Origin of the sequence: Sulfurimonas sediminis, assembly GCF_014905115.1 — a bacterium.
In the GTDB taxonomy this organism is placed as follows: domain Bacteria; phylum Campylobacterota; class Campylobacteria; order Campylobacterales; family Sulfurimonadaceae; genus Sulfurimonas; species Sulfurimonas sediminis.
On record NZ_CP041235.1, the window covers coordinates 2,133,762 to 2,159,285 of the forward strand.

Genomic DNA, 25,524 nt, shown 5'->3' on the forward strand with positions numbered 1-25,524 from the left:
ATTAATTTTATTTTTTAAAGTTGTCCAAATGTATTTTCAGAGAATGAAGTTTCTGCAGAGATGTAGTAAGTTCTTCCAAAGATTCAATAAGAATATCCTCCTTTTTTACCAAATTTTTGTCAAGTCTGTTTTCTTCATCCATCACAGCAATTAATTCCAGCAAATCTTCTATACTTTTTTCTGTCTCTTCCAGTGATTTCGAAGCAGCCTGGATGGACTTGCTCGAATTTTCAATTGATTTGTCTATCTTTTGGACAAGAAAATTAAAAGCATCTGCGGCCTGTGTCACATCAGCAATACTGCTCTTCTCTTCTATCGGCTCCACATCAAGTACCGTTGATTTTTGTACAATTTTTTTAGAAGTACGGAGAAATTTCTGAATAAACCCAAGCAAAGATTTTAACTGGGAAAAAAGGTATAAAAGCAAAAGAAGCAAAACAACAAACAGTGTAATTTGAATAGTTTTATTTTTATGCTGCAGTGTGTCAAAATATTTTTTATGCATTTTTATCAGCTTGTTAAACTCTACTACAAGCTGCAGGTTTGTATCATAGATATCTTTGACCAGTTTGTCAATAACAATGTTTGTATAGCCGTTTTGTACCCGGGAGGCATCTCTGAATTTTTGCACAAGCAGATAAAAATTATTCCACAGGGAAATAATTTTTTCTGATTCCTGTTTGATGTCTTTTGAAAATATCTTATCGAGTATCTCATCCTTGTTGTTCATATTCTCAACAAAAGACTGTATATATTTGTTTAACTCTTCCACCGAAGCATCTTTGTTTTTATACATAAAAAAGATATTTTTCGCAATCTCCTGTGTAAATGCTTTTTGTTCATTAATCACTTTCAAAAGTCTCAAATTTGCTTCATTATGCGCAGCAATATGTTTGGAGTACAAGGCAAGCACTATGGAAAGAAAAAAAATCAATGCCCCTAGAAATTTTATTTTAGTCATCAATTTTATCCTTGTATATATTTTGCAAAGCTCTTTGACTGATGATTTTTACCTGCCCGTGTATTATATCAATAATATTATTTCGTTTTAATCTCTTCAGTACACGGGAGAGCGTTGCCGGTTGAATATGCAGCATAAGAGATATCTCATGGCGCTTGAGTTTGTTAAACATTTGCAAATCATCATGAAGCATCATACTGACCTTCGAAACGGCATCAAAGATAAATTCCCGATTGATTAAAGATTGCAACTGTAATGATCTTTTTACAATTTCCCCCGTAAATTCTTTTTGCAACAGATGTGTTTCTAAAAAATATTTCTTGAACTTTTGATAATTTATACTTAAAACCTGTGAATCTTCAATCAGCTGAATATTTGAAAAAGACCGGAGTTTTTCAGCATCAGTATCCGAAATTTCCGATATCATTGAGTCTGCATATATGTAGTGCAGCACAACTTCATTGTTGTGTTTGTCAATTTTATAGGCTTTTGCCATACCCTCGCACAGAAAAAACAGCTCATTGCACTCTTCATTTTCATACTGAAGCATATACTCTTTTTTATAATGATGCACGAAGGATATAGATGCGAGTCGCTCAAGGTCTTCTTCTTTCAAAGAGGAAAAAAAATTCTGAGACCGTATAATATTTTTAATCGGCATAAGAGACTTATCGACTGGTTAGATTCGGGCATTTCTCTTGAGTGATTTTAAACCTGAACAAGACCCTGCCTGTTTTTTCACTTTTATAGATATAAAGAGTGTCAATTCCGGCAAGCAAAAACTTTTCTGAGGTTTTACAGACACCTGTTGTGATTGCTTTTTGCATTCTGCTGTGGTCTTCTTTTTGAACAGTTGCATCACTTTTTTTGCCGGTATCAATAACAAATGTATATACCAGTGTGTTCTTGTCATTGATGATGCTTGTGACAGTGGTATATCTGTCGACTTTTTGAGGCAGTGTTTTGGACATCTCTTTTGCCGCGAGTGCGGCTATTTGAATATTTTGTTTTTTCAATTCTTTTAAAGGAAATTCCTGTGTATCCAATTTTGGTGTCTGTGCAGCCAAAAATTGAAACAAAACTCCAAGCAGTATTATCATTGTGTGTATATGTCTCATATTTCTTCCCTTTTTTAGGAAATATTATACACAAGAAAATCCGGTGAAAAGATGATATTTATCAATAAAAACTATGACTCTTTGAGCTGTTGCAGATCAGCCTCATCAAACTCCTGACGCAGGGGAATGACAATACTTACAATAATTAAAATAATACCAAAAACAAAGACACTTAAATTTTCATGTCCGTTAAAATATGAAACCAATGTGGTTTTGCCCAGGCTCTCCCCCATAATACTTTTAAAAAAATCATAATAAAGAGTAAAAACGAGTCCGCCGAATATACCGCCTATTGCCCCTACAAGAACATCTATTCGTCCCTCGGCTATAGAAACAGGTCCTGTTCCCGGACATTTTCCGAGAATCGCCATAGAAATACCAAAAATCGTACCGCCTATAATCAAGCCGCCCAGAATAATAGGTTTCGGATGATACGAAGCATACCCCGCTTCCACCATAAAATAGAGTCCAATAGAAGCCAGACCAATTGCCAAAAAGAGCATTTTAGGCACTACCGTATCTCTGAGCATTGCAAAACCGGCAATTTTCTCAAACTTGTCTACCCTGCTGTACTGAATCAGTACACCAAACACCAGACCTATCATAAAGACGACAAATACCGAACCGTGCGCTTCATTGGAGACGGTCGTGAACATATTTAATATTCTCTCAAACATCATTTGCCTCGCTTTTATAAAATATTTTACCCGTAATAATCAGACTCAGTAAAACAACTCCACCAAAAATCATACTGCTGATAGCTGTCTGTGCCATCCCGCTTAAAAAGTGACCACTTGTACATCCGCCTGCCAGTCGTGCACCGATTATAAGAAAAAAACCACTGACAAAACTCCAGACAAGCCGCGATATGACTGAAGTATTTTTATATTTTTTCCAGCCTGTAGGCATAATACTCAAACGAAAACTTTTTGTAATAAATACCGAAGTCAAAAAACCGCCTGTCAATGCACCTAAAAGCATCACACCTTCCCAGGCACCGGCAAAATGTACTTCTTTAAGATAAGGGTATTTTTCGGGACTTAAATCAAAAAGTATTCCTGCAAAATAAGGCACATAAGTTGATGCCCCAAAAGGTCTGTTTGCTCCAAATACCGAAAATGTAAACAGTACCAACAACGCCATTAAAATCCCGGCTAACCACCATGGCATACGTCTAATCATAATAATCCTTATATAATAAATTACATGTAATTATAATACTATTTTTGTTAATTGATTGTTATCTTACTTATAAGAGAAGAAAATAATAAAGCCTTTAGGCTTTATTATGAAGAAAATTGAAAAAAAGTTACTTCTTCGGAACGACATACATATTGTAATAGCGTCCTTCAAATTTTGGAGGTTTTTCCATTACTGCAATGTCTTCAACCATAGGCCAAACCTGCATAAGGACCTCTTTTGCCGCTTCAGGGTGTGCCATTTCTCGACCGCGTAAAAAGACTCTGAATTTTACATGATAGCCTTTTTCAAGGAACTCTCTTGCATGCTTAACCTTATAGGCAATGTCATTTTCTGCAATTTTCACCGAGAGTTTAATCTCTTTTACAACAATTTTTACCTGATTTTTTCGCTGTTCTTTAAGTTTTTTCTCTTCTTGGTATCTAAACTTGCCATAATCCATGATTTTCGCAACAGGCGGCTTAGCATTTGGAGCAATCAGCACAAGGTCTAAGCCCAACTCATTTGCTTTTGTCATAGCTTCATCAGTAGAGACAACGCCTAAGGATTCGCCTCCATCTACATTACATCTCACCTCTGGAACACGGATGTCATCATTCATGATGACGCGGTCTTTGTTTTTACTCAAAAATTTACCTCATTTATTTTAGTTTGTATAAGCTTCAAGAATTCCTCTTCACTTAAATTGTACTGCTCTCTAGTTCGTCTGTCACGAATGGCTACAGTTTTGTTTTTAATCTCTTCATCCCCGATGACTACTATCATAGGAACACGGGTTTTTTCTGCAGTTCTGATTCTTTTATTTAAAGAATCATTCTTCGCATAGATTTCACTATCGGCATTAATATCAATAAGTTTATCTGATAAAAGCTTAGCATATTCTTTATGTGTTTCTGCAACCGGCACAATTGCTACCTGTGTAGGGGCTATAAACATCGGAAATTCCCCTGCATAATGCTCTGTCAAAATCCCGATAAAACGCTCAAAAGAGCCTAAAATTGCACGGTGAATCATAACAGGCTGGATTTTTTCATTCTCTTCCCCGTTATACTCCAACTTAAATCGCTCAGGCAGATTAAAATCCAACTGAATTGTGCCACACTGCCACTCGCGTCCGATGGCATCAGTAATTTTAATGTCAATTTTCGGGCCGTAAAAGGCTCCGCCGCCTTCATCTATCTCATAAGCAAGCTCATTTTTGTCCATAGCATTTTTGAGTGCCTGTGTAGAAATTTCCCACACTTCATCACTTCCTACAGCTTTTTCAGGTTTTGTAGAGATCATCATTTTGTAGTCAAATTCAAAAGTTGACATGATTTTATCTACAAAATCAACCACTTCGATAATCTGCTCTTCAATCTGATCAGCACGACAGAAAATATGGGCATCATCCTGGGTAAATTCACGCACACGAAAAAGCCCGTGTAAAGCCCCGCTTGCTTCATGGCGATGTACAACACCGTATTCAAAATACTTAATTGGTAAATCACGATAAGAGTGCAGTTCATCCTCATATACTTTAATATGACCCACGCAATTCATCGGTTTTACCCCAAATTCCAGTTCATCAATATGGGTAAAGTACATATTTTCACCATAGTTTTGATAGTGCCCTGATGTTTTCCATAAATCAGAACGGAGCATTTCAGGACCGCGTACAGGCTCGTATCCGCGTTTTCTGTGTGCTTTAAACAGAAGTGATTCAAGTCTTGCTCTTAAACGTCCTCCTGCAGGCAGCCATATAGGAAAACCCGCACCGACTTCTTCACGGAAGGTAAAAAGTTTCATCTCGTTGCCAAGCTTACGGTGGTCACGTTTTTCAGCCTCTGCCAGCATTGTCATATGCTCTTTGAGGGCCTCTTTTGTTGCAAATGCTATACCGTATATACGTGTAAGCATCTCGTTTTTAGAGTCTCCACCAAGATAGGCACCGGAGATTTTTGTCAGTTTGAAGTAACGAATCAATCCGATATTTGGTAGGTGTGGCCCACGGCATAAGTCTTCGAATTCTCCCTGTTTATAGATACTTACCGTATCACTTGGAATACGTTTCATCACTTCAAGCTTTAAGTGGTCATCTTTAAACTTCTCTTTTGCCTCATCCATAGAGATTTCATACTTCTCTATCGGGTACTTTTTCTTTGCAAAAGAGAGCATCTGCTTTTCAATTTTCTTTAAATCACCCTCACCTATTTCAGCAGATGTTTTAAAGTCATAGTAAAAGCCCTCTTTGACAACAGGTCCGACATAAAACTCTGCATCAGGGTAGAGTGACTTGATGGCTTGCGCCATTAGGTGTGCTGTTGAGTGGCGCAGAACTTCCAAAGATTCAGGGGAATTATCCAAAAGAATCTGTTCGCCCTCAAAACCGCGCTCTTTTGCTGTTTGCGTATCTATAATTTCACCATCTCTTTTTATAGCAATTTCATTCAAAATATATTTTCCTTTTTATAATTCTGTTTTTAATACAGCGCCGTTTGATGCGTTGGATACCAAAAGCTGATAACGTTTCAACCATTTTGATTTGACTTCATTTTTATAAGGAACATAATGTTCTTTTCTTCTTGCCAGCTCTTCACCGTCAACATTTAACTGCAATATATGTCTATCAACATCAAGTTCTATCTCATCACCGTCTTCTATCAATGCAATCAATCCGCCCTCGGCAGCTTCAGGAGAAACATGCCCGATGGAAGCCCCTTTGGTAGCACCAGAAAAACGCCCGTCTGTAATAAGCGCAACACTCTCGCCAAGTCCCATTCCCTGAATTAATGCCGTAGGTGCCAGCATTTCCTGCATACCCGGACCGCCTTTTGGACCTTCATAGCGAATTACGACAATATTGCCCGGTTTCACTTTATGTGCCATTATCCCGTCTATTGCTTCTTGTTGCGAGTTAAAGCAGATTGCCCTTCCTTTAAAATGTCTCATAGAGTCAACAATACCCGCAGCTTTAATAACCGCACCCTCTGTTGCAAGATTTCCAAAAAGAATAGAGAGTCCGCCAACAGGAGAATAGGCATTTTCATTTTTATGAATAATATTTGTATCTTTTATCTCGGCATCTTTGATTCTTTCACCCAGCGTCTCCCCTGTTATAGTAAGTGCATCAAGGCGCAGTACATCATTGCCTCTGTTGGATACCTCTTTCATTACGGCATTTACTCCGCCTGCATCATCAATATCTTTCATATGAACAGTTGTTAATGACGGAGAAATTTTCGCAATGTGGGAAACTTTCTCCGCTATTGCATTGATGTTTTCAATTTTAAAATCAACATCAGCCTCTTTGGCAATGGCCAGCATATGTAGGACTGTATTTGAACTTCCACCCATTGCCATATCTACAACAAAGGCGTTATGCACCGCTTTTTCATTCAGAATATTTTTGAAATTGTATTTTTCGTTATTTTCCATTTTTGCAAGCTCGACAATACGTTTTGCCGCTTTTTTCACCATTGCAATCCGCTCAGGTGTCATGGCTAAAACAGTTCCGTTACCAGGCAATGCGATTCCCATTGCCTCACAAAGCGTATTCATTGAGTTTGCTGTAAACATACCAGAACAGCTTCCCCCCGACGGACAGGCTTCGCACTCTATCTCATACAGTTCCTCATCTGTCATATTACCCTCGGCATGCTGACCGACTGCCTCAAATGCAGTTGCAAGGTCAATCGGTGTACCGTCTTTTTTATGTCCCGCAGCCATAGGCCCGCCCGAAACAAAAATAGTAGGCACATTCACACGCAGTGCCCCTATAATCATACCCGGAACAATTTTGTCACAGTTAGGGATACAAATCATCGCATCAAGTTTGTGTGCATTCATAACAGTTTCAATAGAATCCGCAATAATTTCACGTGACGGCAAAGAGTAAAGCATACCGTCATGCCCCATGGCAATACCGTCGTCAACACCGATCGTGTTAAACACAAACGGCACACCGCCTGCTTCACGGATGGCTTCTTTTACAATTTCGCCATATTCATGCAAGAAAAAGTGTCCTGGAATAATGTCAATGTAAGAGTTTGCAATCCCGATAAACGGTTTGTCAAAGTCTTCGTCTTTTAGACCGGTAGCACGCAACAATGAACGGTGAGGCGCTTTATCAAAGCCCTTTTTGATTATATCACTTCTCATAAAAAATCCCTGTATAGTAGTTTACATCTTAAAATATGAATGCGATTATAGCACTTTTTTACTATTTTTTACTAAAAACTCTTTACAAAGTAAAAAAAACAAGCTATAATTCCGGCTCACTTACAAATTGTAAACTGAAACTGCGGGAATAGCTCAGTGGTAGAGCACAACCTTGCCAAGGTTGGGGTCGCGAGTTCGAACCTCGTTTCCCGCTCCATTTAATTTAAGATTGTTAAACTGTGATACACTCACGATGATGCCCGGGTGGCGAAATCGGTAGACGCAGGGGACTTAAAATCCCCCGGTAGCAATACTGTGCCGGTTCAAGTCCGGCCCCGGGCACCACTGATAATTAACTGAAACTGGTGCCATCGCCAAGTGGTAAGGCCGCAGCCTGCAAAGCTGCTATCCCCAGTTCAAATCTGGGTGGCACCTCCAGTTTTTAAATCAATTTTTTTAACTACAAATGTGGATCTTTGGCAGAGTTGGTCGAATGCACCGGTCTTGAAAACCGGCGAGGGTAACACCTCCCAGGGTTCGAATCCCTGAGGGTCCACCATTTATAAAATCAAAAAAACTTTTACAATACTTACCAATATGTATGGGGCATTAGCTCAGCTGGGAGAGCGCTTCGCTGGCAGCGAAGAGGTCAGCGGTTCGATCCCGCTATGCTCCACCATCATATATTCTTTTTCTCCATCAAATTCCTTATTTATCATTTTATGCTAAAATAAAAATATGAATTTTTATAAGAAACTATTATTATTGCCATTACTGTCAATTTCTCTGTATGCCAACTATTGGGATGATTATAATCTTTTTGCAGAGTATATGGGATATGAAAGAGATTACAACAAAGCTGTTAACATTGCCAAAAAGGAGAATAAAGACCTTCTTGTAATTCTTGTAAGTGACGGATGTCCTTTTTGTCATCGTTTAGTGGACACAATTTTAATAAAAAAAGATATCCGAGACTATATCAACAAAAAGTATATAAAGCTTATAATAAATCGCGATACAGATAAAAATATTCCAAAAAAACTTATCAGACCTTTTTCACCGGTTACCTATATTATAGATGCACCCAGTGAACAGATTATTGATGAAATTGACGGTTGGCAGGAAGAGGAAAACTACTTATGGCATCTTTAATAAAAAATTTTACTCTCAGTATAATTACTTTAGTTGTACTTTTTAGCGGATGTACCCAGCCAAAAAACCTTTCTTATGCACAACAGATAAAAGAAAGAACAAAGTATTACTCTTCTTTAAGTGAAGAAGAACAAATCAAAGCAGTCTCGCAGTACTGGTGGAAAATACAATTTATAAAAGCTCCTTCGTATAAGGTACAAAAAGCAGCATTAGAAACCTCTCCAAGAGCTATTGAAGAGATTGAAAATCCAACAAAAGAGATTCAGATTCTTGCAGTAAACAAGATTATGAAAGACGGCAGCTTTAACATAGCATTAACAAAACTGATTGAATCATTTGATGAAGAAGCACAAATAGTCGCAGTGAGACATAATCCGCAAATTATTCAATTTATCACCTACCCTTCAGAAAGAGTGCAACTTGAAGCAGTCAAAATCAATCCCTTTGTTATCAAAAACATCATTAATGCGTCACCAAAAGCAAAAGAAGAAGCAGTCAAACGCAATCCGAGAGTTGCAAAATTTTTACGCTGAAAAATCTCCCTATCCATGACGTCTTAGAAGATGTAAAAAGCTCTCTGCAAACGAACAATACCCTTATTTTACAAGCGCCTCCGGGTGCCGGAAAGAGTACTGTTGTGCCTGTTTCTTTGCTTGATGAAGCTTGGCTAGGTAATAGAATAATCATTATGCTCGAGCCACGGCGTGTGGCTGCCCGTATGGTTGCTGCGCAAATGGCAAAGCTTCTGGGGGAACCACTGGGAGAGCGCGTGGGCTACCAGATAAAAATGGACAGTGTTTACTCAAAAAAGACCAAAATATTAGTGGTGACTGAGGCCATTTTGGTCCGTAAACTCCAGAGTAACCAAACCTTGGATGATGTGGCTATGATTATTTTTGATGAGTTTCACGAACGCAGTATTCACACTGATTTGTCCCTTGCACTCTCTTTGCAGGTACAGGAATTCTTACGTGATGACTTGAAAATCCTCATTATGTCCGCCACACTCAATGCAAACGAAATCTCCTCCCTGCTCGGTGATGTTCCCGTGATAACTTCAAAAGGCAAGATGTTTGATGTGCAAAATATATATCTTGACATCAAAACAAAACAGCCTGATGCACGCTCTTTAAACGCTTTGCTGCTCAAAACGACACTGCAGGCACTCAAGAAGCATACAGGAGATATTTTACTCTTTTTGCCAGGAGTCAAAGAGATAAAAAATTTGCAAAACGCACTTCTGGGTGCCATTACACATAAAGATCTCCTCGTTTTACCGCTCTACTCTTCACTCTCAAAAAAAGAACAGGACAGAGCACTCTCTCCCTCCTCAAAACGAAAAATCATACTCAGCACAAACATTGCACAGACATCTCTGACCATAGAGGGTGTGACAGTCGTGATAGACTCGGGGCTGGAAAAGCTCTCACGCTACAACCATGCCAATACGATGAATCATTTGGAAATGTCCTTTATCTCAAAAGATGCCGCCGTACAAAGAGCAGGCAGAGCCGGAAGGCTCTCAAACGGAGTCTGCTACAGGCTGTGGCATGCATCAAAAATACTGCAACCGTCCACAAAACCCGAAATACTCCGAACGGATTTAAGCTCACTGATGCTGGATTTGGCTTTATGGGGTGTTGATGACTTCTGCGAACTGAAATTTTTGGACATTCCCCATCCCGACACTATTCAAAAAACAAAAAAAATTTTACAAGAGCTTGCCATGCTTGATGCCTCTTTCAAAATCACCTCTTTTGGCAAAGATGCTCTGAGTCTGGGACTGCATCCAAGACTTGCCTATATGATTTTAAAAGCCAATGAGTTGGGTTTTGCCTATGAAGCCTGTCTGCTGGCCTCGCTTTTGGGAGAAAAAGATATTTTTAAAAATGCATCAAAAGAGAGTGACATACTGCCGCGATATATACATCTTTTTGAGCAAGACTTCAACAGTAGCTATATCCATACATACAGAGCCAAAGAGGTACTCCGAGAAGCAGCGCTTTTTTATAAAAAACTCAAAAATATCAAACAGGTGCCAAAGAAAAACAGTTCACTTGACAAAGATATACTCGGAGTGCTGCTCCTTTTTGCCTACCCTGACAGACTCGCCAGACGACGAGACCCCAACAGTAACAAATACATACTCAGCAACGCAAAAGGTGCCCTGCTTCATGAAGAAGAGACTTTGCGCAATGAAGAGTATCTGGTTGTGGCAAATCTACATGCTCATGCCAAAGACTCGCTTATAAATCTGGCATTGAGTATAACAATGGCACAGATTGAGCAGTACTTCTCTTCCTTTATGCACATCAAACAGACAATAAACTACAACAAAGAGAGTAAAAAATTTGAGATAAAAGAAGAGACTTACTTTTTAAAACTCCTCCTTTTTGCAAAACCCGTGCAAGTGGCAAAAGGGCAAGATTTTCAAAAACTGCTTACAGCGTTAATAAAAAAAGAGGGGCTGGAACTTTTGACATGGAGCAAAAAAGCTCTAAGATTCAAAGAACGAGTCAATTTTTTGCACCGGCATCAAGAGTTTGCAGACTTTAGTGATGCAGCACTGCTTGAAAAACTTGACCTTTGGCTGGAGCCGCATCTTGACAACATTACAAGCATAAAAGAGTTGGAAAGCTTAGATATTTATACGCTCTTACGCGCACTCTTGACATGGGAGCAGCAGCAGCTTTTGGACACCCAGGCACCCCAAAGCATTACAGTACCGAGCGGCTCAAATATTCAGATTGATTACACCGACGTGCACAAACCCTCTTTACATGTAAAGATACAAGAGGTGTTCGGACTCCATGAAACACCAAAAGTATTAAACGGTACACTCCCTTTGCAGATGCATCTCCTTACACCGGCTATGCAACCCATACAAATCACTTATGATTTAAAAAGCTTTTGGGAGAACTCTTATGCCGAGGTTGCAAAAGAGTTACGGGGGAAATACAAAAGGCATTATTGGCCACAAAATCCTTTTGAAGCTGTTGCAACAAGTAAAACGAAAAAACGTATGCTGAAGTAAAATTATTTTAGGTTATTTGTGATAAAATTACAGTATGTACAAAATAATAATTCTCCTCTTCACTTTTTATGCTACTTTGATAACGGCAAATGAGCCTGTCACGCCATTACCACAAAGTGTACAAGTCAATCAGGCAAAGGCGAAACTCGGGCAGGCACTCTTTTTTGACCCTATTCTTTCACATGACGGGACTGTCAACTGTGCTACATGTCATGACTTACACAGTGGCGGAGATGACGGGCTCAAATTCTCTTTTGGTATCAGAGGACAAGAAGGCTCAGTGAATGCACCTACTGTTTATAATGCTGTTTTTAATTTTCGGCAGTTTTGGGACGGTCGGGCAAAAGATTTGCAAGACCAAGCTGCAGGACCTATACAAAACCCTGTAGAAATGGGGGCTACATTTGAAGAAATCATTCCCAAACTCAAAAAAAGCAAATATAAAAAACTTTTTGATGCTATTTATGATGAGGGTATTACCAAAAATACTATTACCGATGCCATCGCGGAATATGAAAAAACACTCATTACCCCAAATTCCCGATTTGACAAATATCTCAGAGGCGATAAAAATGCCCTCACACAAAATGAAAAAGAGGGATATGAACTTTTTAAGTCAAAAGGATGTGTAAGCTGCCACCACGGAGAGAACATTGGCGGCAATCTTTATAACAAATTTGGTATTTTCAATGAATCTAATTCAGAGTGGCTGGGAAGATACAATATTACCCATAAAGAGCGGGACAAATACTTTTTTAAAGTCCCCTCGCTTCGCAATATTGCAAGAACGGCACCCTATTTTCATGACGGGCGTACCTATGATTTGAAAAAAGCGGTAGAAATTATGTCTCAGTATCAACTCGGTCGTCATATTACAAAAGAAGAGATTTCAAAAATAACTGCTTTTTTACAATCTCTCAACGGTGAACTTCCTAAAAATATTGAGCCCCAATGACAGAAAAATTAAAGCATACCGATAAAACTACATTCATACTCTTTGTTTTCATCCTTTTTGTTTTTATAATGTTTGTAAACGGCTATAAAATCAAAGAAAACATGAGTCATTTTTCCCTCCAAAACAATAAAATAACCCAACTGCAACTTATAGACAGAGAACTGAATGACTTTACATTCACTGCAAATAAATTTACAAATTATGATGCAATTGACCAACAGAAAAAACAATTTGAGGAAATTTTAAAAAGCCTGCGTCAGGATATGCAAAAATACAATAAAAACACTGCACATCTTTTAGAAAAAATTGCAAAAAACTTTCAAAAAAAAGCTGATGATTTGGAATACTTCAAAGCACAAAACTCTGCTCTTATAAACAGCTCACACTTTCTTTTTGATCTGCATACGACAATTTCCAATGCAGCAGATATATCACTCCGGGCAAAAAACCTTACAAATGAGGCTCTTTTTTATATCTTGCGATATGCTTCAAGTGAATATATAGATAAAAAAACCATACAACAAAAACTTCATGAACTTAAAATAATTGCCAACAATGAAAAGAGTCAATATCTTTATACTTTTTATATGCACGCAAAAGTAATGCTCCAAACACTCCAATCACTCAAAGAGGTTTCACAGGAAGTACAGACAAATCCGCTTTACAGGCAACTCGAAGCACTCAAGCGTCATATAACACTTGACTATGAAAGAGACTTGCAGCACCAGACATGGCTGATGATAGTATTTTTCCTTGTCACTGTTTCTATTTTATTTGTACTTATTTTTTCACATCTCAAATCAAACAAAACAAAAAAAGAACTTTTGGCATTTAAATATGCCATAGAACACAGTGACAACATTGTAGTCATCACGGATGCACAAAGAAATATCGTCTATGTCAACGAAACATTTGAAAAAACAACAAAATACAAAGCAGAGGAAGTACTGGGACAAAATCCAAGAATATTAAAATCAGATATTCAGGACCCGGCTCTTTATGAAGAGCTCAATGCCAAACTTGCCAAAGGAGAAAAATGGGAGGGCCAGTTTATCAACAAACGAAAAGACGGCTCACTGTTATATGAAAAGGCTTCTATCGTTCCGATTTTTCTTCAGGGAAAACTGGTGAACTATATTGCGCTTAAGCTTGATATCACAGAATATATAGAAAAAAACAAACAGCTCGCCCAGGCTGCCAGTGTTTTTGAAAACACAGAAGAGTCCATCATCATAACAGATGCAGAGGGAAAAATCATCTCTGTCAACCGTGCTTTTACAAATATATACGGCTACTCTTTAGCTGAAGTAAAAGGCAAAAGTCTCAAGTTTCTCCATTCGGGAGTACAGGATGCAAGTTTTTACAAAGATCTCTGGAACCAACTGATAGAACACGGTATTTGGAAAGGAAAATTTGTCAATAAAACCAAAAACGGAGAGCTCATTCCCCTTTGGTCAACAATTAAAAAAATCACAAACTCCAGAGGCGATGTGCTCAACTATACCGCAGTACAGACCGACCTCAGAGAAATAGAAACTTCACAGGCAAAAGCGGATTTTCTTGCTTACCATGATGCGCTTACGGGGCTTTCCAATCGTGTAAACTTTGAAGAGTATTTGCAACATGCCCTCATAATAAGCAAAAGGAACAAAGATATTTTAGCTGTATTGTTTATAGACCTGGACCGCTTTAAAATCATCAATGATACACTCGGGCATGACATAGGAGATGAAGTCCTGAAAACTGTTGCTTCAAGACTGAAAACGACACTGAGAGAAAGTGACTTTATTTCCCGTTGGGGTGGTGATGAGTTTGTTATAATTTTGGAAAACCTGACATTGGCAAGTGATGCGGCAATAGTTGCTGCGAACATTATAAAAAATCTTGAAGAACCCATACATGTAAATGAGCACTCGCTTATCACTACGGCAAGTATCGGTATAGCCGTTTATCCGCAAAACGGAGAAGATTCCCAGACACTCATAAAACATGCCGACAGTGCGATGTATCTTGCCAAAGAGTCAGGAAAAAACAACTTTCGCTACTACACACAAGAACTTTCACGCAACATACAGCACAGACTCGACATTGACATGGCACTGCGAAACGCTTTGCAAAATAATGAACTCTTTATGGTTTTTCAACCGCAATACAAGCTAAAAACAAAAACCATCCACTCTGCTGAAGCCCTTGTTCGATGGAAAAATCCAAAACTGGGCAATGTTAGCCCTGACAAGTTTATTCCTGTCGCCGAAGAAAACGGTACGATTATCCCACTTGGATACTTCGTCTTTGAAGAATCCTGCAAGGCATTCAAACAGATGCAAAAAGCAGGCATTGCCATAGAATATATCGCCGTTAATGTTTCGAGCCTGCAGTTTAAAGAGAGAAATCTTTTAGATAATTTTTTAAAGATTGCAAACAAATATGATGTGAAACCCTCAGAAATAGAAATTGAAATTACCGAACGTTTTATCATGGAACATACTGTTTCCAATATGAATATTTTACAAAACTTCAGAGACCATGGCTTTAAAATTTCTATTGATGATTTCGGTACAGGATATTCTTCTATGTCCTACCTCAAACAACTCCCTACCGATACCATTAAAATAGACAAATCTTTTGTCGATGACATAGCCAACGGCAGTTCGGACAATGTCATTATTGAAGCCATTATAGCGCTGTCAAAAACACTCGGGTATATGATAGTTGCCGAAGGCATAGAAACACAAGAACAGGAAACTTTTCTTGCTCAAGCCAACTGCGATCTCGGACAAGGCTATCTTTTTTCTAAGCCGATTACATGTAAAGAGATTATTGAGAAATTTCGTAATTAAAAAGTTATAAAAAAGGTAAGCCCCAAAAAAGGGCCAGAGAGATTATTTTGCCAGTGCAGTTTTTGAAGCTGTAGAAAATGCAACCGCATCTGATAAGCAAATTAATATAAATTTCTAAACGGTCTCAAAATTTTCTATTAAATTTTAAAAGTTGTTAATTTCATATGAAGTTCATCTGTCATTACATTGAGATGTTCTGCCGCAGCAGCTATTTCTTCCACACTGTGTGCATTTGTTGATGATATTTCATTGATTTCTTCGACTTTTCCTACAATTTCACCTACATTTCTACCTGTATCTTCAAAATCTTTAACAGTTCTATCACTTGCATCCACCGCTTTATTCACAGTTGTCACAGTAGAATTAATTCTTTCTTCCACATCTTGAGCAATTGTTACCAACTCCTGAATTTCATCAGAGTTCGAAATCATCTTATTTGAAGCATCAACTATAGACTGGACAACAACATTTATTGTCGCATTAATTTCAGAGAGTGTTTTTTGAGTTCTCTCTGCCAGTTTTCTAACTTCATCAGCTACAACAGCAAATCCACGTCCATGTTCACCCGCTCGCGCTGCTTCTATAGCAGCATTTAAAGCAAGCAGATTTGTCTGATCTGCTATATCAGAAATAATTGTTAATACATTTTTCACTTCACTCGCGTCATGAGAAAGAGTCTCCATATTTTGTGCTAAATCTGACTCAGATTCTGCTGTTGTTTGAATTTTTGATGCTAAAGAAATAATATTGTTTTTCGCCGTTTCTAAATTTTCATTTGCATTTATAATATCATTTTTTGATTCTTGGGCCTCTGTGATTGCCGTAGCTATTTCATTTTGTATCTCTTTTGCATTTGATGTTGTTTCTTTTACTATTGCCACTGAACTTTCAACATTTTTGCCCACACTTATGGCCCTTTGTGAAAGTTCTTGTGAAATTGAAGCATTTTCTTCGGATGTTACTTTAACCTCAGAAAGTAAATCTCTTAACTGTGACATTACACGAGAAAGGTTTTGTGCGATAATCGAAACCTCATCATTCCCTTGCATTTTCAACTCTTTTGTCAAATCAATATTTTTACCATTGGATATATGCTGAATATATTGCACAATTTTATTTAAAGGATTAATAATAATTTTATAAATCATAAACAGTAATATTCCAACAGAAATAATAATGATAATTAAAGATATAATTAAAAGATAATTTCTTAACTTGTAGGCAGGAGCAAAGGCTTCTGCTTCATCAATCTCAGCCACAACTACCCATTTTCCCTGCCCATTAAAAATACTTAATTCTTCGTAAACACTAAGAACCGAAATACCTCTGTAATCTTTTATAACCCCTTGTCCGCGTTTGCGTTCTCCAGTTATTACTGCCTCAGTTGAAGGTGTTTTTACTTTCCATACTCCTATTGTAGTCCCTAATTCCTGTACTACTTTATCTTTTATCTCTTTTTGAAACCTGGAATTACTTCGCATATAGTAATCACTGCCAACGAGATAACACTCCCCACTTTTTCCTAATCCTGCTTTTTCAAAATCATCATTAAACCGCATAATAGAATTTATAACATCTACAGGCATTTGAAAAATCAGAACACCTTTTTTGATACCGTTTATAAAAATTGGTGTTGCTATGAAAGATGCCGGTGAATTGTAACTTGGCTCATAAGGAGCAAAATCATCAAATGCGATTTCACCTTCTTTCATCCCTAAGGCTTTTTTGTACGCTCTGGCAAGTCCTGTATCGGCATAAACACCCTCTTTAAGATTTGTTGCAAAATCTTTTTCTTTAAAATCTGTATAAACAACATCTCCTCTCATGTTGACCATAAAGATATCATACAGGCTAAAAGAGTTTAAAAACTTATCAAAAGAAGTATGATATTTTTTATGGGCGCGCATATAACTGCTGTCATATTTTGGATTAAAAACCATTTTATTTTTTTCACCCAATTTTGCAGGATTTTTTACAATAAAAATATATTGTGCAACCAATGCATCATCTTTATGCGGTAAATACTCTTCTAACGGTTTAGGTTTTGCTGAATTTGGTACATTATAATTTACTGCATTCAAATACTCATTTTTATAATTTTTCTTTAATGCAGATTTTACTTTTTCTATATCCAGATGCAGTTCATTTTCAAGCTTATAAAAACTATTGTCTAAAGAGACAAAAGCTTCTTTTGTTCCTTCTTGTCCTGCCAAAGAAGTAAGAAGACCGCCAAGATAATCAAAATAATTTGCAATTTCCCCATGCTTAGACACTTCTACACTGCTAAGCTTGTCAAATTCACTTTTATCTATAGCCTCTTTTGACTTCGTAATAGATATATAGGTAATAGCTGATGCCAATACAATAATAACCGCTATAACAACAGATACCAACTTCGTTTTGATTGTCATAAATTTATCCTTTTGTTTTACAGTTAAAAATTATATCAAAAAAAAATTTAGTTTACAATAAAATTAAACAGTATTTGATAATAACAATCACTATTAAAAATACTTAGTGTTTAAAAATATAGTATTTTATTATACTGACTTAAAAATTGAAATGTGATGGAGAGAAGTTATAGGTAACAACAAAAGCCCGAAAGGCTTTTGAAATAGAAGATTATTTTGCCAATGCAGCTTTAGAAGCGTCAACAACTGCACTAAATGCCGCTGCATCGTTCATAGCCATATCAGCAAGAATTTTACGATCAAGTTCGATACCGGATTTATGAAGTCCGTTCATAAAAGTTGAGTAGTTCATACCGTTTAAACGACATGCAGCATTGATACGGATAATCCATAGTTTACGGAATTCACGTTTTTTCTGCTTTCTGTCACGGAACGCATACATTAATGAGCGTTCTATCTGCTCTTTAGCTTTTCTAAAGTGTTTACGACGACCGCTGTAAAAACCTTTCGCTAATTTTAATATTTTTTTGTGTCTTCTTCTGCGAACAACACCTGTTTTAACTCTTGGCATATTTTTCCTTTTATTTCTTTACCTAGCTACTTTTCATATAGTCAAGGTGCCACTCTTTGTGGTGGACTTGCCCAATTACCTAAAATTGGAGATTAATGATACTCTTAGCTTAGCTAACGATCATTTCCTTAATGTTTTTTGCATCTGACTTGGCAACTACTTTTGGAGCATGTTGCTTACGACGTGTTTTTGCATCCTGTTTTGTAAGAATGTGGCTTCTAAACGCTGTTCCGCGTTTAATCTGACCGTTTTTCTTCACTTTAAAACGCTTTACAGCGCCTTTTACCGATTTCATTTTTGGCATCGATAATCCTTTTCGTAAAATTTTGGAAGTGCAATTATACCAAAACTTTTCTAAAATTTTGCTATACTTCTGCCATGATGATAGATAATTCCATAAAACACATACAAAATGCCCTCAAAGAACTTGACGATGCAGTCCAAAAAATCTTACTTGACTGGAGTATTCCTCTCAATGAAAAAGACAATCTGATGCTGCCGATTTTACAGCAAAAAAGAGTTTTAGACCAGACACTCGAAGATTTAATCTACCTCAAAGAGCATCCCCCGACACCAAATCAGCCCTGCGGGATTTCTAAATATAGAGAAGATTAATAAGTAAATATTGTATTTCTTCTTTAACTATGCTATAATATTTTATTATAGCTCTAAAAGGAGAATCCAATGCAACGCAGAAAATTCTTACACTTGAGTGTTGCAGCAGCTGTTGTCTTACAAAATTCATTTACACTCACGGGCTGCGGTAGTGGGAACAGTGACAAAGCAGTAACAGAACCTCAAAATAGCGTTGATGCCCAAGTAGGACTTAATGAAAAATATGGGGGTCTAAAAAGTGCTTGAAAGTATGCTATATTGGTAGTAAACAAAGGTTTATTTATAAATGGCTGTAAAAAACTGCAAAAATATGTCCAAGTTGTCAAAAAAACAATACTAAAAAGATAGGCATAAGACGAGGGATTCAGAGATATAAATGTAATGATTGCAATAAGAAATTTCAATCTAAAAGAAGACCAAAAAACCTACAAGAAATCATTTTTAAAAAGTATATTTATAGAAGACAGATTCTTCTCCATTTAGCCGAAGATTATAATCGTAGTATCCCATGGGTTAGAAAACAAATATTCGAGTATGAACCAATAGAAAAAGTGCACAATCCAAGGCAAGTAGTCATTGTCTGCTATGCTACTTTTTATGGCAAGAAAAGGGACAAGTTAGGCACACTAGTTTTCAAAGATATTTTATCTGGTGAAGTTCTTATATGGAAACATGTTCAAAGTGAGTTAGTAAAAGATTACAAACAACTACTTCAAAGACTTTTAGACTTAGAATATGAGATTAAAGCCATCATTATTGATGGGAAGAGAGGCTTGTATAAGGCTTTCAAGGATTATCCTGTACAAATGTGCCACTTTCATCAAAAGAAAGTTATACAGAGATATATAACGATGCATCCAAGGTTAGAAGCTGGTAAAGATCTACAGAAAATTATGTATAACCTGGCATCAACAACTCAAACTATTTTTACAAAAAAACTAAATGAGTGGTATGAAAAGCACAGAGAGTTTTTAGCAGAAAAAACAATAAATCCAGATACTTTACAAGAAGCATATACTCATCAAAAACTAGTCTCAGCTTATAAAAGTTTAGTTACACATTTACCTTATCTCTTTACGTACAAAAATGAGAAAAATATCAAGATTCATAACACTACAAATGCAATTGATGGTGGAGTATTTTCTCCAATGAAAAAGTTACTCAAAATACACAATGGATTTAGCAAAAGTTTGAAGCTGAAAATGGTTGATGATTATCTGGTGAGTTATAAGAAAAAATGATTATTTAGACCCCCATATTTTTCATTAAGCCATATTTTGTATATACGAACTACTTTGATCTTCAGTCAACATTTTTTCTAAATCTTCATCCGTAAGTATTTTGCAATACACTGTTTCTGTAGATAATATCCAAACCGTAAAGAAAAAAACAAACAGACATGTTTTCATGTACCTAAGCCTCTTTTGCTATAATATATTATTATACTATAAAAAAACTTTGGAAGATAAAAGTGAGAAAATGAGTTAATATATCTTTTTTATAATTATTACAATACTAAAACCTAACACCAAAAGTCAAACCCAGTGTTGATGGCTGAAACAAATCATTAGTTTGTATGCCCAATAATAAGCCTCTGTATCGACTCGTTATACTAAAACTTCTATACCTTGTCTCATAACTGACATCAATACTCGTGCTTTGGTTCAAACGATATCCCGCAGTGACAAAAGGCAGGGCAAAATTATTCATATACTGGCTTCCTGCACTGTAAAAAAATTTATGCCTGTAAATGTATGAAATTTCTGCACTGTACTTTTTTACCAGTTGTTGTTTATATGTAGAACACCCCTCTTTTCCCCATACTGTAGGATTGTATTTTGCGTATCCATTTTCATCGTAGACTTTGTTGCTTGATTGTAAGTTTACCTCACTATAAGGGTTTTCTTTCCAGTTTAATTCAGAAAAAAGATCATTTGCCAGTAAAGCAAGTGTCATATTTTTCTTTTTTACCACACATGAAAAATGTGTACTGAAACCATAAGCAGTGGAGGGATTGACAGTTAAGTCATATAAATAATTATATGTATATCTGTAATGAGAAACACCTGAAAATGAATAATCTTTTTTTGATGTTGCAAGAGCATATCCTTTTATATAACCATCTTGCATTTGTGTCGCACATAATCCTTCTATCCCCATACCTACATCAACACTCCATTCACTGTTTTGATACAGTGTCAGATGATTCGCATAGATGATACCTTGCATTTTGTAAGCTTTTATGTGTAAAGAAAGATTAAATTGTTTCCCAATAGGCAAATCTTTTTTATTTGTTGCAAGATAAATCAAATCAACCGTGTCCTTAGAAGCATCCATAAAAATTTCTTCCCGAAATGTATATCCGATATAGCCATATTTGTGATGAGTATAACCGATATCAAGGCGTTCTATTGCTACAGCTGTATTATTACCAGAGCGAGGATGAGCATTTCCTTCTAATTCACTTAGAAGCAAGGTTTTTAATGAAAATGGATCATTAGCTAAAAATGTCGCTGTTTTCAAAGAAAAATTATTTTTCTTTATCATAGAAGAAGGATTAAAAAGAGGAATTACACCGGCATATGCCGGTGTCAAAAAGCCAATACAAAGTGCTATGGCTGTTGTAAATCTACGGAAGTGTTTCAAACGTACCATCTATGTATTTAATACGAGGAACACCTGAGAAATCTTCATAATTTCCAATAGTTTTGCCCTCTGTATTTGTTAGTGTACTATTTGTATAATCGATATTTCCATTAACAAGTTTAATCGTTGATTTTATACCTGTTGACGCAGTGATATTAATTGTACCGCTTTCGTTGTTGTCAAGTGAAGTATTTGTAGTTACTGATAGTGTATCATAAACATATGTTGCGCCAATGAGAGTATTTTCTGAACTATTATTAAATGTTACTGTTACGCGCATTAATGATGTTTCAGGCATCTGTAATGCACCATTCATGGTAACATCCAACTGTGGTGTATAAGTCCCTCTACTCAAGTTTGCATCTGATATGTCTAACCATTTTGCTGTTATCTTACCTTCAAAATAACTACTATCCGCAGTATTGGAAAGTTTTCCGTCAAAAGCGATATCTGATGGTAGCCAACCACTGTTATTTGGTTCAGTTTCTGTCCATGAATCATTCCACGAATTGACCATTAATGATGCATTAGTGTCTGAACAGCTTACAGTAAAATTATAGTTATTTATATCTTGAATATAGCTATCAGTAACATTACCTTCAATCTCATAATTCAAGTTAATGCTATTATTAGAATAGATATTTACGTATTGTGGATTATATACCTGTCCATTTGGAGCAATAAATCCATAGCCAATACTTGTTTGAGGAATAATTAAATCTCCTTGACTACAATAAACATTAATACCAATCCACGAATTTACAATATTAGTTTCAATGCCACCGGCAGCTGCCATTATAGTATTTTGCGCATAAGCATTCACATCCAGCTTACCGTTAAGAGTATAGTTACCGACTGTTCCATCAACATAAAGATGATTGAGTTTAATATATGTAGGATTTGGTTCCCCTGTTATGGCATCTGTAGTATATGCCACACTTGCACTTGCATCAGTAAGTGCCAAAGAATCCCCATTGCTAGAGATTGATCCACTAAGCGCAAAATCAGCGCCAGTAGTAGTTTTTGTGATGGTTGCATCTAAGTTTACACTCTGTTTATCTTCAACACCAGTTGTCGTAACCGGGGCATAATCAAGTGGCAAATCTCCATTTAGCGTAGCACGAAGTGTTGCAAAACTGCTTGGGTCAAATGTATCAGGGTCAATATCTGGAAATGAAACAGTACCTGTCCAGTGTGTTTCTGTATTATCCACTGTCTGGTTAATATCATAGGCCCATGTAATATCATCTGTTGATGATGTCTGCATCAAAGAAAGAGTACGAATTCCGGCAGTACCAAGTGGGTGTACTGTAGATGTTTCATTTCTATCCATTAGTGTCATTATACCAGTTGTCAGTCCGTCAAGAAAATTAGTGGCCAATTCTATATTTACAGCTATATTTTGGAGTGCTGTATTGATATTTTCACTCTCCTTGTCAGCATACCCTGTTAAACTTGAGTTAGTTACGCTGTTAGCCTGTGTTCTTATACTTGTAAACAGATCTTTTGCTTTTTGTACATCACTCACTGATGCCAAATCTGCCGGTGGATTCATTTTCAATGCCAATGTCATAAGTTCGGTAATATTATTCGTATTGCCATAATCATAAATCATAGTTGCAAAATCTGTCACACTCATATCTTTACTAAAAGCATATGTTCCATCACTCTTTTTTATCTCAGCAATCTTACCTGGTAAATCTTTTTCAGTGAACAAATAACCTTTTGACTCAACATAATCTTGTACAAGCTTTGCTCTATAATAATGAAGAAGTCCATACTCCTGCGTATTCCCAACAATGTAAACCGGATCATTTAACTCACTGCTCAAAGCTATTATACTCTCTGCTGTCACATCGGAAGATTTGCTAAAATAACCTGCAATAGTACCGGTTACATTATTATCATTTGCTACAGTATTCATATCATAGCTACTAAAAACATTTGCAATTGCCAACTGAACAGGATCTGCAGCTGCAGCTACAGTTGTTGCATTGTCTTCAACTTCACCAATAAAAGTATCATCAATTGTTTCATTATTATCCAGTGCATCTTCTACAAGTGTTTGAACTGTTTCTACGGCAGCATCCAGTGTAAGTGCGGCGTCTTCTATTGAATCGTTATTTTCAACAGCTGTTGTTATGGCTAAATCTACCTGATTTTGAATAACAGTAGCAGTTTTTGCTGCTTCTTTTACGCGATCGGGAAGCGTTGAATTTGCATTCTTTGCTGCAGCTTCAACAATTGCTGCGATACCCTTTGTGGTATTTGTATCAGCTGCAGCCACCTCTTCAATTGCATCTACAAGATTTTTATAAATATCATCAGATGAAGTATTATTATCAACCGCTGCCATTGTCTGAATAATGCGATGCGTAGCCATTGCTGCTGCTAAAACAGTCGGATCTTTGTCTTCTTTTGCAAGCTTTACAGGGTCTTCTTTTATTTTATTTGCAGGAATACCAAGTGCATCAGCAACTTTTGTATATGCCGTATCAATTGATACATTATTCTCTACCATAGCAGTAACCAAGGTCGTTAATGGTGTTATGTGCAAAGAAGTATCCCCATCAAAAGGTGCTTTTAAGCTTCCTGTCAATAGCGCTTTAGTATCAATATCGATACCTCCTACAAGGAGTAAAGGCGCATTAGGCGATGCTTCTGCTTTTTGTGCTGTTGTTATGGTTAAAGAGTAGGAGCCGTTGGCATCTGTAATAGCAAATGGTTCTTCAATATCACACACGTCATTCTTGTCCATATCAAAACAGACTTTCCCTCCTTTAATATATCCATCTGATGCCGTACCTGTTGTTACTGATGTTGGTGTAGGCTCTGTTGTTGTGCTATCACCACCGCTACTACTACATCCGGCCATGCTTAGAACAATAGCAGCAGAAACAGAAATAAGTGAAATTTTTCTTACTCTTTTATTCATCTTTGTATCCTTATAAATTATATTTAAGTGTGTAATATTTTTAAATAAATAAAAATATTGCTTTCCCTTCTCGATAGTATATACTTATAAAAATAAAAAACTCTTTAATTTTGTTAGAACAAAATAATTTTGTAAATGTTAAAAATTATTAAAAACATTAAAAATGATAAATGATAATAGTATTTTTATAGCTAAAAAAGCGAAATAAAAGAAAATTGTGTATATTTGTTTATAAAGAAGGTGCCTCTCTCCAGATGGCTGCGGCACATAAGTGCTTGAAGTGTGCTGCTGTATTCCTACCCTGACACGTTACCTCAGACACCCATTGCACAGGTCTAAAGAGAAGCGATGAAATTATAACAGCTTTTTCTTAAAAATGGTATAATTCTTACTATGATATACATAGTAACCGCTCTCAAACCCGAAGCTCAGGCCTTCGTTGACAAATACAAACTCAAAAAATCAAAACTGCAAAACTATACGCTTTTTACAAACACAGACATCAGACTCATTATCAGCGGTATCGGAGTTGACAATGCCAGACTTGCTACGCAGACACTTATTGACAATTTTGACATTACAAAAGAAGACATTTATCTCAATGTCGGCATCTGTGCGGCACCCCAGCAGCATAAAATCGGAGACCTTTTAAAAATAGGCGCTGTAATGTATCACAATTCCCTTTATACTTTTAGTGCTGACAAACATACGCTTACATGTAAAGACGAAGCCGCCGCAATACAACACGATACACCCGTTGATATGGAAAGTTTTGGTTTTTATGAGGCAGTTGTTCACAATCCCGCCATTGAAAAATTTCATATTTTAAAAGTTGTCAGTGACCATTTTGCACCCCATACTATTACAAAAGAAAATACAAAATCACTTTTGTTTAATGTTATTCATGATATAAATAGAGTATTGCAAAGGCATATCTAAATCAGGA

At 36.7% G+C, this 25,524-nt stretch carries 22 protein-coding genes, 5 tRNA genes and 1 other RNA gene; 14 read left to right on the plus strand and 14 right to left on the minus strand.

Annotated features, from left to right (window positions below; translation table 11 throughout):
* Positions 1–7 precede the first annotated feature (7 nt).
* From FJR45_RS11370 to ilvD, 8 genes are all read right to left on the minus strand, one after another.
* Positions 8–961: a hypothetical protein gene (locus tag FJR45_RS11370; RefSeq protein WP_193151955.1), complete on the minus strand. Its 954-nt coding sequence runs from the start codon at positions 959–961 to the stop codon at positions 8–10.
* Positions 954–1,577 (minus strand): Crp/Fnr family transcriptional regulator, encoded by a 624-nt coding sequence (locus tag FJR45_RS11375; protein WP_226966430.1) that lies wholly within the window; start codon positions 1,575–1,577, stop codon positions 954–956. The genes FJR45_RS11370 and FJR45_RS11375 overlap by 8 nt, the downstream gene beginning before the upstream one ends.
* Positions 1,578–1,629: 52 nt before the next feature.
* Positions 1,630–2,079, minus strand: coding sequence for a DUF8479 domain-containing protein (locus FJR45_RS11380; protein ID WP_193150629.1), 450 nt, complete (start codon positions 2,077–2,079; stop codon positions 1,630–1,632).
* A gap of 71 nt (positions 2,080–2,150) precedes the next feature.
* Positions 2,151–2,756, minus strand: a complete 606-nt coding sequence (locus FJR45_RS11385; protein ID WP_193150630.1) for a YeeE/YedE thiosulfate transporter family protein — start codon at positions 2,754–2,756, stop codon at positions 2,151–2,153.
* Entirely contained in the window at positions 2,749–3,261 is a 513-nt protein-coding gene (locus FJR45_RS11390) for a YeeE/YedE thiosulfate transporter family protein (protein WP_193150631.1), read from the minus strand. Before FJR45_RS11390 ends, FJR45_RS11385 begins: the two co-directional genes overlap by 8 nt.
* A 127-nt stretch (positions 3,262–3,388) precedes the next feature.
* Positions 3,389–3,907, minus strand: coding sequence for a translation initiation factor IF-3 (gene infC / locus FJR45_RS11395; protein ID WP_193150632.1), 519 nt, complete (start codon positions 3,905–3,907; stop codon positions 3,389–3,391).
* Complete coding sequence (thrS, locus tag FJR45_RS11400) at positions 3,904–5,712, minus strand: threonine--tRNA ligase (RefSeq protein WP_193150633.1); 1,809 nt, start codon at positions 5,710–5,712, stop codon at positions 3,904–3,906. Before thrS ends, infC begins: the two co-directional genes overlap by 4 nt.
* Positions 5,713–5,727: 15 nt before the next feature.
* Positions 5,728–7,419, minus strand: coding sequence for a dihydroxy-acid dehydratase (gene ilvD, locus FJR45_RS11405; protein ID WP_193150634.1), 1,692 nt, complete (start codon positions 7,417–7,419; stop codon positions 5,728–5,730).
* Positions 7,420–7,561: 142 nt separating this feature from the next.
* Between ilvD and FJR45_RS11410 the strand changes: the two genes are divergently transcribed.
* The 10 genes from FJR45_RS11410 to FJR45_RS11455 all read left to right on the plus strand — a co-directional run bounded on the left by FJR45_RS11410 (position 7,562) and on the right by FJR45_RS11455 (position 15,400).
* Positions 7,562–7,636: transfer RNA gene (locus tag FJR45_RS11410), tRNA-Gly, on the plus strand.
* A 41-nt stretch (positions 7,637–7,677) separates the two neighbouring features.
* Positions 7,678–7,764 (plus strand) — tRNA-Leu (locus FJR45_RS11415).
* A 19-nt stretch (positions 7,765–7,783) separates the two neighbouring features.
* Positions 7,784–7,857, plus strand: a tRNA-Cys gene (locus FJR45_RS11420).
* 32 nt (positions 7,858–7,889) lie between these two features.
* Positions 7,890–7,978: transfer RNA gene (locus FJR45_RS11425), tRNA-Ser, on the plus strand.
* 44 nt (positions 7,979–8,022) lie between these two features.
* Positions 8,023–8,098 (plus strand) — tRNA-Ala (locus tag FJR45_RS11430).
* An 86-nt stretch (positions 8,099–8,184) separates the two neighbouring features.
* On the plus strand, positions 8,185–8,571 hold the full coding sequence (locus FJR45_RS11435; protein WP_193150635.1) for a thioredoxin fold domain-containing protein: 387 nt from the start codon (positions 8,185–8,187) through the stop codon (positions 8,569–8,571).
* Positions 8,559–9,104 (plus strand): hypothetical protein, encoded by a 546-nt coding sequence (locus tag FJR45_RS11440; protein ID WP_193150636.1) that lies wholly within the window; start codon positions 8,559–8,561, stop codon positions 9,102–9,104. The genes FJR45_RS11435 and FJR45_RS11440 overlap by 13 nt, the downstream gene beginning before the upstream one ends.
* An 11-nt stretch (positions 9,105–9,115) precedes the next feature.
* Positions 9,116–11,605, plus strand: a complete 2,490-nt coding sequence (hrpB, locus tag FJR45_RS11445; RefSeq protein WP_226966526.1) for an ATP-dependent helicase HrpB — start codon at positions 9,116–9,118, stop codon at positions 11,603–11,605.
* Positions 11,606–11,639: 34 nt separating this feature from the next.
* Entirely contained in the window at positions 11,640–12,560 is a 921-nt protein-coding gene (locus tag FJR45_RS11450; RefSeq protein WP_193150637.1) for a cytochrome-c peroxidase, read from the plus strand.
* A gap of 101 nt (positions 12,561–12,661) precedes the next feature.
* A complete protein-coding gene (locus FJR45_RS11455) occupies positions 12,662–15,400 on the plus strand; it encodes an EAL domain-containing protein (RefSeq protein ID WP_193150638.1) in 2,739 nt (912 codons plus the stop codon).
* 137 nt (positions 15,401–15,537) lie between these two features.
* Here the strand turns inward: FJR45_RS11455 and FJR45_RS11460 are convergent, their stop codons facing one another.
* The 3 genes from FJR45_RS11460 to rpmI form a co-directional block, all read right to left on the minus strand.
* The gene (locus FJR45_RS11460) at positions 15,538–17,811 is read right to left on the minus strand and encodes a methyl-accepting chemotaxis protein (RefSeq protein WP_193150639.1); all 2,274 of its coding nucleotides are present in this window, start codon (positions 17,809–17,811) and stop codon (positions 15,538–15,540) included.
* A 211-nt stretch (positions 17,812–18,022) separates the two neighbouring features.
* On the minus strand, positions 18,023–18,382 hold the full coding sequence (rplT, locus tag FJR45_RS11465; RefSeq protein ID WP_193150640.1) for a 50S ribosomal protein L20: 360 nt from the start codon (positions 18,380–18,382) through the stop codon (positions 18,023–18,025).
* Positions 18,383–18,491: 109 nt separating this feature from the next.
* Complete coding sequence (gene rpmI / locus FJR45_RS11470) at positions 18,492–18,686, minus strand: 50S ribosomal protein L35 (protein ID WP_151899377.1); 195 nt, start codon at positions 18,684–18,686, stop codon at positions 18,492–18,494.
* Positions 18,687–18,760: 74 nt separating this feature from the next.
* Between rpmI and FJR45_RS11475 the strand changes: the two genes are divergently transcribed.
* The 3 genes from FJR45_RS11475 (at position 18,761) to FJR45_RS11485 (ending at position 20,238) form a co-directional block, all read left to right on the plus strand.
* A complete protein-coding gene (locus FJR45_RS11475; protein ID WP_226966431.1) occupies positions 18,761–18,997 on the plus strand; it encodes a hypothetical protein in 237 nt (78 codons plus the stop codon).
* A 69-nt stretch (positions 18,998–19,066) separates the two neighbouring features.
* Entirely contained in the window at positions 19,067–19,243 is a 177-nt protein-coding gene (locus FJR45_RS11480) for a hypothetical protein (protein ID WP_193150641.1), read from the plus strand.
* A 62-nt stretch (positions 19,244–19,305) separates the two neighbouring features.
* Positions 19,306–20,238 (plus strand): IS256 family transposase, variant Zn-binding type, encoded by a 933-nt coding sequence (locus FJR45_RS11485; RefSeq protein WP_430739313.1) that lies wholly within the window; start codon positions 19,306–19,308, stop codon positions 20,236–20,238.
* Positions 20,239–20,512: 274 nt separating this feature from the next.
* Here the strand turns inward: FJR45_RS11485 and FJR45_RS11490 are convergent, their stop codons facing one another.
* The 3 genes from FJR45_RS11490 to ffs form a co-directional block, all read right to left on the minus strand.
* Entirely contained in the window at positions 20,513–21,652 is a 1,140-nt protein-coding gene (locus FJR45_RS11490) for a hypothetical protein (RefSeq protein ID WP_193150643.1), read from the minus strand.
* Positions 21,627–24,518 (minus strand): hypothetical protein, encoded by a 2,892-nt coding sequence (locus FJR45_RS11495; protein ID WP_193150644.1) that lies wholly within the window; start codon positions 24,516–24,518, stop codon positions 21,627–21,629. The genes FJR45_RS11490 and FJR45_RS11495 overlap by 26 nt, the downstream gene beginning before the upstream one ends.
* 304 nt (positions 24,519–24,822) lie before the next feature.
* An RNA gene (ffs, locus tag FJR45_RS11500) (signal recognition particle sRNA small type) lies at positions 24,823–24,920 on the minus strand.
* A 51-nt stretch (positions 24,921–24,971) separates the two neighbouring features.
* Between ffs and FJR45_RS11505 the strand changes: the two genes are divergently transcribed.
* Positions 24,972–25,517 carry a 5'-methylthioadenosine/S-adenosylhomocysteine nucleosidase family protein gene (locus FJR45_RS11505; protein WP_193150645.1) on the plus strand — a complete coding sequence of 182 codons (546 nt, stop codon included), beginning with the start codon at positions 24,972–24,974 and terminating at the stop codon, positions 25,515–25,517.
* The last annotated feature ends 7 nt before the right edge of the window (positions 25,518–25,524 follow it).